Source organism: Paenibacillus sp. ACRSA (genome assembly GCF_022346845.1).
Classification (GTDB): Bacteria; Bacillota; Bacilli; order Paenibacillales; family Paenibacillaceae; genus Paenibacillus.
On sequence record NZ_JAKRNP010000019.1, the window covers coordinates 62,858 to 69,857 of the forward strand.

Annotated in this window: 6 protein-coding genes; 5 read left to right on the plus strand and 1 reads right to left on the minus strand. The window is 44.1% G+C overall.

The features are described from left to right. The first annotated feature begins 129 nt into the window (after nt 1-129). The 4 genes from dusB to MH215_RS27280 all read left to right on the plus strand — a co-directional run bounded on the left by dusB (nt 130) and on the right by MH215_RS27280 (nt 5,051). Entirely contained in the window at nt 130-1,149 is a 1,020-nt protein-coding gene (dusB, locus tag MH215_RS27265; protein WP_056697465.1) for a tRNA dihydrouridine synthase DusB, read from the plus strand. A 247-nt stretch (nt 1,150-1,396) separates the two neighbouring features. Further along, nucleotides 1,397-1,873 carry a transcription elongation factor GreA gene (greA, locus tag MH215_RS27270; protein WP_056697486.1) on the plus strand — a complete coding sequence of 159 codons (477 nt, stop codon included), beginning with the start codon at nt 1,397-1,399 and terminating at the stop codon, nt 1,871-1,873. A 120-nt stretch (nt 1,874-1,993) separates the two neighbouring features. Continuing rightward, on the plus strand, nt 1,994-3,505 hold the full coding sequence (lysS, locus tag MH215_RS27275; protein ID WP_239294079.1) for a lysine--tRNA ligase: 1,512 nt from the start codon (nt 1,994-1,996) through the stop codon (nt 3,503-3,505). Between the two features lie 112 nt (nt 3,506-3,617). After that, complete coding sequence (locus MH215_RS27280; protein ID WP_275446357.1) at nt 3,618-5,051, plus strand: TrkH family potassium uptake protein; 1,434 nt, start codon at nt 3,618-3,620, stop codon at nt 5,049-5,051. A 106-nt stretch (nt 5,052-5,157) separates the two neighbouring features. Here the strand turns inward: MH215_RS27280 and MH215_RS27285 are convergent, their stop codons facing one another. Further along, nucleotides 5,158-5,760, minus strand: a complete 603-nt coding sequence (locus MH215_RS27285; protein WP_239294080.1) for a TetR/AcrR family transcriptional regulator — start codon at nt 5,758-5,760, stop codon at nt 5,158-5,160. 87 nt (nt 5,761-5,847) lie between these two features. Between MH215_RS27285 and MH215_RS27290 the strand changes: the two genes are divergently transcribed. After that, complete coding sequence (locus MH215_RS27290; protein ID WP_239294081.1) at nt 5,848-6,396, plus strand: hypothetical protein; 549 nt, start codon at nt 5,848-5,850, stop codon at nt 6,394-6,396. Nucleotides 6,397-7,000 lie beyond the last annotated feature (604 nt).

Below are 7,000 nucleotides of genomic sequence, written 5' to 3' on the forward strand. Positions count from 1 at the left end.
TCGTATAGATCAATCATGATTAAACACCATGTGTACGAAATACGAAATACAACCTGAATACAAATAACTGGAACATTACGGGGACTCAAGTAAGAGTCCTACGGTTTGATGAGGAGTGTAACGACTAACATGCTGAAAATTGGTGGCATTGAAATGAAAAACCAGGTCGTACTTGCGCCGATGGCTGGTGTATGTAATCCGGCCTTTCGTTTGATCGCGAAGGAATTCGGAACAGGCCTCGTATGTGCGGAGATGGTAAGTGGTAAAGCCATCGTGCATGGCAATCAGCGTACACGTGAGATGCTGTTTGTTGATGAACGTGAGAAACCACTAAGCCTGCAAATCTTTGGAGGCGATCGCGATTCACTTATCGAAGCAGCCAAAATCGTAGACAAAGAAACGAATGCAGACATTATCGACATTAACATGGGCTGTCCTGTACCTAAAGTGACGAAATGTGATGCAGGTGCAAGATGGTTGCTTGATCCAAATAAGATCTACGAAATGGTCTCCGCTGTCGTGGATGCTGTTGAGAAGCCGGTAACGGTTAAGATGAGGATCGGCTGGGATAGCGAACATATCTTTGCGGTTGAGAATGCACTTGCGATTGAACGTGCTGGCGGTCAAGCGGTAAGTGTGCACGGAAGAACACGGGAGCAGCTCTATACAGGTACGGCAGATTGGTCACACATTAAGGATGTAAAAGAGGCTGTCTCGATCCCGGTAATTGGGAACGGCGATGTATCTTCACCGGAGGATGCCCGCCGTATGTTAGATGAAACGGGATGTGACGGCGTGATGATTGGTCGTGCTGCCTTGGGGAATCCATGGATGTTATACCGTACGATTCAATACTTAAGCACAGGTGAATTACTCCCTGATCCGAATGGTGAGGAGAAGATTCGTGTTGCAATTCTGCATATGGATCGCCTGATCGCATTGAAGAACGAGACGGTTGCTGTACGTGAGATGCGTAAACATTTAGCTTGGTATCTGAAAGGACTGAAAGGTTCCGCTAGGATCAAAGATATCATTATGGAAGGTACTAAACGTGATGAGATGGTGCAGATTTTGGAGGATTTTGTAGGTAGACTGAAGTTGGAAGGTAACCTAGAAACTGAACCGGTTGCAGCAGGCAATGCATCCTAAACTCAGATTGTAAAACGTTTACAGATATAAGGGGCGTAACATTGACTTTTCGAGACCGTTACCCTATAATTTCACAGTATAAATTCGCCATGTGCGTCATAAGGTTAGTGCATCAGGAGGACGTTCTGTTTCTCCGGAGAACTTCATATAGTTTCTAAGATGTATGTGGGCGGAGCTCTGTGAACAAACGGCATGGATTCCGTTGCCATGCAATCAAATTATTCCCATGACAGGAGAATCGGTTGAGATGAGCGATAAGGAAGTTATCCTTACACCAGAAGGACTCAAGAAGCTGGAAGAAGAACTGGAAACACTAAAATCAGTGAAGCGCCGTGAAGTGGCTGAACGGATCAAAGTAGCCATCGGTTATGGAGATATCAGTGAAAACTCCGAATATGAAGATGCTAAGAATGAACAGGCTTTTATCGAAGGTCGTATCATTACATTGGAGAAATTGCTGCGTAACGCTCGAATCATTAACAGTGACGAGATCGACACAGATGCTGTAAGTATCGGTGCAACCGTTACTGTAGAAGATCTCGAGTTCGGTGATATCACAGAATATACTATTGTAGGTACTGCGGAATCTAATCCGCTTCAGAACAAAATTTCGAACGAAAGTCCTGTTGGTAAAGCGATTTTGGGCAAGAAAAAAGGTACAGTTGTTGATGTGAGCGTACCTGCTGGCGTAATTCAATATAAAATTGTAGATATTAAAAAGTAATCGTAGCAATGAAGCAGTAGGACACGAAAGACAAAAGCTTCCTTAGGGAAGCTTTTTCATCATATGAGGGTGACACCTCTGAGAATGTCTGCAATGTAAATAAGGAGATGAATACAGATCATGACGGATGAAGTCTTGAATCAGGAAACCGAACTTAGCGAGCTTTTGCAAATTCGCCGCGACAAATTGGACGAGCTCCGCAAATTGGGGATTGATCCTTTTGGCCAAAAATACGTGCGTACCGAAGAAGCCGGTTCTATTTTGAAGAAGTATGAAGAACTGACTAAGGAAGAGCTGGAAGAGAAGCAGATCGAAGTCAGTATTGCCGGACGGATTATGGCGAAGCGGGGAATGGGTAAGGCAAGCTTTGCGCATATTCAGGACCTGAGCGGCAGAATCCAGATCTATGTTCGTCAGGATACCGTGGCAGAGGACAAATACGCGGCATTCAGCCTGCTGGATCTAGGAGATATTGTTGGAGTTAGCGGTGTGATCTTCAAGACGAAAACGGGCGAAACTTCCGTTAAAGTGAAAGATCTAGAAGTGCTCTCCAAATCCCTCTATCCGCTACCGGACAAATTCCATGGTCTTACTGATGTAGAGCTGCGTTATCGTCAGCGCTATGTTGACCTGATTATGAGCCCGGATGTGCAACAGACGTTTATTTTGCGTTCCAAAATCATTCAGTCTATGCGTCGTTATTTGGATTCTCTGGGATACCTGGAAGTGGAAACACCGACTCTGCATACGATCGCAGGTGGGGCTGCGGCACGTCCGTTTATCACGCATCACAATGCATTGGACATGGAACTGTACATGCGGATCGCGATTGAGCTTCACCTGAAACGCCTGATTGTTGGCGGATTGGAGAAAGTGTATGAAATCGGCCGTGTATATCGGAACGAAGGGATGTCAACACGTCACAATCCGGAATTCACGATGATTGAATTGTATGAAGCATATGCTGACTACAAAGATATCATGCATTTAACAGAAAATCTGGTTGCACATATTGCTCAGGAAGTATTGGGTACGCAAGTCATTCAGTATGGAGAGCATGAAGTGAATCTTAAGCCAGAATGGCGCCGGGTTACGATGGTAGATGCGGTTAAAGAAGTGGTGGGTGTAGACTTCTCCGTGCATATGACAGATGAGGAAGCACACAGCTTGGCGAAGGAGCATAAGGTTCCGGTTGAGAAGCATATGACATTTGGTCATATTCTGAACGCGTTCTTCGAGCAGTTTGTAGAAGAAACGTTAATTCAGCCAACTTTCATTATGGGACATCCGCTTGAAATTTCGCCACTGGCGAAGAAAAGCGATGTAGATCCACGCTTTACGGACCGCTTCGAGTTGTTCATCGTTGGACGTGAGCATGCGAATGCCTTCACTGAGTTGAATGATCCAATTGACCAGCGTCAGCGTTTTGAAGCACAGATGCTTGAGAAGGAACACGGGAATGATGAGGCACATGAGATGGATGATGACTTCATTCGTGCGCTCGAATATGGTATGCCACCGACAGGTGGACTGGGCATCGGGATTGACCGACTGATCATGTTGCTCACAAACTCACCATCCATTCGGGATGTACTGCTCTTCCCTCATATGCGTCCACGTACACAAGATTAATAAGGAACGTGCTATGCGTTCATAATAGAAGAGGAACCTGCCATTCAGTTTAAGCTGAGGCAAGTTCCTCTTTAGGTTTACATAGAAGGATCGTTAGAGCGAAGGAAACATCATGATAATTTCTCAGGCTTCATATGAAGATGAAGCTAGCTCTAGCAGGACTTTTACCGCTCACCATGCTTGTATTTTGTTAAAAGAGGTGCCCTTCATGAAGTTCAGGCTTCACTTTCCTAAATTCCTATCCCCTCCGTTGATTCTGGTTGGTGGTTTTATACTCATCATCTCCATCGGTACGATATTGCTTATGCTTCCGATCTCTAATCAGAGCGGCGAGCACCTGGCATTTATCGATGCGCTGTTTACGGCTACCTCTGCGGCATGTGTGACCGGACTGGTTGTTGTAGATGTTGGGACAACCTTCAATTTATTTGGTCAGATTATTATAATGGTGCTCATGCAACTCGGCGGACTTGGATTTATGACCATTGCCACGTTGTTTGCATTGGTTATGGGTAAGCGCATCTCACTTCGGGATAGGTTACTGCTCAAAGAGGCCATTAACGCGGATAGTATGGAGGGTATTGTACGTATCATCCGTAAGGTGCTGATTTTTTCTTTTACCATTGAGGGAGTAGCGGCAATTATACTGGCGTTGCGTTGGGCAACAGAGATGCCTGTCGTGCAGGCTGCATACTATGGAGTGTTTCACTCGGTATCCTTGTTTAATAACGGTGGGTTCGACCTATTTGGTAACAGCTTTCAGTATTATAGGGGCGACTGGTTGTTTAACCTAACAGCCTCTATCCTTGTCATCTCGGGTGGACTCGGCTTTGTAGTTCTAAATGATCTATTCGAATATCGCAAACGCCGCCGTTTGTCGCTACAATCCAAGCTAGTGCTGTCCGTATCGGGGGCGTTGATTGGGATCGGAGCGATTGTCCTATTTATCTTTGAATTCACCAATGGACATACGTTGGCACCGCTGAGTTGGAGTGAGAAGATATATGCGGCCATATTCCAATCGGTGTCTACCCGCTCATCAGGTACGAGTACCATTGATATTACAGAGATGAGACAGGCTACGCAGTTCTTTTTCATCCTATTAATGTTTATTGGGGCTTCACCAGGATCGACGGGTGGTGGGATCAAAACGACAACATTTTTAATTATGATTGGCGCTGTATATGCAATGATTCGTGGCAATAAAGATATCGTGTTCTTCCGTCAACGTGTTCCAAAGGAACTGCTTATGCGGGCATTGACCATTATTATGGTCTCTTTAATCATCTTCATGGTCGTTGTCATGCTTTTATTGACGACAGAGGATGCGCCGTTTCTCGCGCTTATGTTTGAGGCTGCCTCGGCAATTGGAACGGTTGGACTTTCGGTGGGTGTTACTCATGAGTTAACCGATTGGGGTAAGATTATTATTACATTTACGATGTTTGTTGGCCGTATTGGGCCGTTAACGATTGCTTATGCGCTTCGTCCGCGCAAAGAGAAGAAATTGTATCGTCATCCAGAAGGACGGATCATTATCGGATAAGGAAAGAAACCGTCAGACAATTGGTGTAGCCGCTGTTAGAGATAACAGGGCATTTAACCAGTATGTCTGACGGTTTTTTTGGGTTTACATCGCATAACGTATTTAGTCACGGCTCTTGTGAATCGCATAAAGAGGCAAGATGTAATGTGAGGATGTCATCCATAACCTTCGCATTCATTGATTCAGGTCTGAGGATGGCGTGAATGGCCAATCCATCGACTAGTGCATACAATCGTTCGATCTCAAGTTCTACGTTTAGGTCGGGACTTGTTAACCCAAGCTCCATCAGATAAGTGATGACATAAGTAGCCATCCGCCGGAGTTCGTTATAGACATTATCCGCAAGCGACTTGAGCGCCGGATCTGTTTTGGATTTTACAGTAAAAGCGAACCATACCTCCATCTCTGCAAACTTCTCGTCTGTATTAGGCAAGAGTTCTAATAATATCTTCTTCATATCCTCCAGTGGAGGGCCGGTGAGTGACATCTGATGATATCGGTGCGTAACTCGTTCAGATACCAGATTCATAGCATATAGGAGCAAATCGGATTGCGTAGAGAAATAATGACGCATTGAACCTGTAGATAGGTTAGCTTCTTTTGCAATATTACGAACAGAGGTATGCTCCATACCATTCCTGCGTATGACGCGCCATGCCGCTTCCGCAACAAGCAGACGTTGTTTATCGTGATCAACTATTTTAGGCATGTTCTAAGTATACATTGTTGCTTATTATAATACAAACGTGTTAAATTGTTTTTAGTACACAAGTGTTAAAAAGAAGGGGGTAAGAATTTGATTGCTTATTTTATTATAGGGTGTGAGATTGCCTTCTGGGTGTTTGTGGCTGCGGGATTGAGTGTCCGATATCTACTTGGGATGAAAAGAACGGGAATCGCTCTTCTCATGGCAACACCTATAGTGGATGTATTGTTATTGGTGGCAACGGTCATGGATCTTCAACGTGGAGCAACTGCGAGTACGATCCATGGTATAGCGGCGATCTATATAGGTGTGAGTGTAGTCTATGGTCATCGCATGATTGCTTGGGCGGATCGGTACTTTCTCTATTGGTTCAAAGGCGGGGATAATCCTAGAGGTCAGAAGGTCTATGGCAGGGAGCATGCCAATCGTGAGATCCAGGGATGGTTCAGACATCTAGCTGCTTGGTGTATTGGCTGTTTGTTTCTATATATCATGGTTTTGTGGATTGGTGATGCAGAGCGGACAGAAGCATTCACAGGTCTTATTCAAATTTGGGGAATGATATTAGGAATCGATTTTATTATTAGCTTCAGCTATACGTTATGGCCACGAAAGATACCTCTTGAGAAAATGAAGTAACATTGTTAGCGTGATCTAAAGATCTATAGAGAGGTTCGATATGAGTTTAACCTTATACAATGACATCTTCGAACCTCATAACTCATAAAGCTAACTTTGGAGAACTATTGATGTATATTTCTATGGATAGGGCGGGAAGTATAATATCAGTGTTTGTTGAGGGAGTTTAGTGTGGTTATATTATTTTAAACTTTTCTTCAAAAAAAGCTTGCGTTTTAAATCTGTACATGGTATATTCTAATTCCGGCCAAGAAAACACGAGAAACACGGTGCGGCAAGCAAACAAAATAAGCTTCGAAAGAAACTTAAAAAAAAAGCTTGCAAAGTTGGTTCGGATGTGATAAGATATAAAAGTTGCTGACGAGAACGAATGTCGGCGCTGAAATAAGTTTGATCTTTGAAAACTGAACAACGAGTGAGTGATGATCTTGCTTGCAAGATCGACGCTGAGAAATCGTACATGTCTTCGGACTGAATGGTTTCGAAGCACAAATGAGATTTTTAATCTCGTCAGATTCAAAATGAGCTAATCGCTCTTTTCAATACTTTATTGGAGAGTTTGATCCTGGCTCAGGACGAACGCTGGCGGCATGCCTAATACATG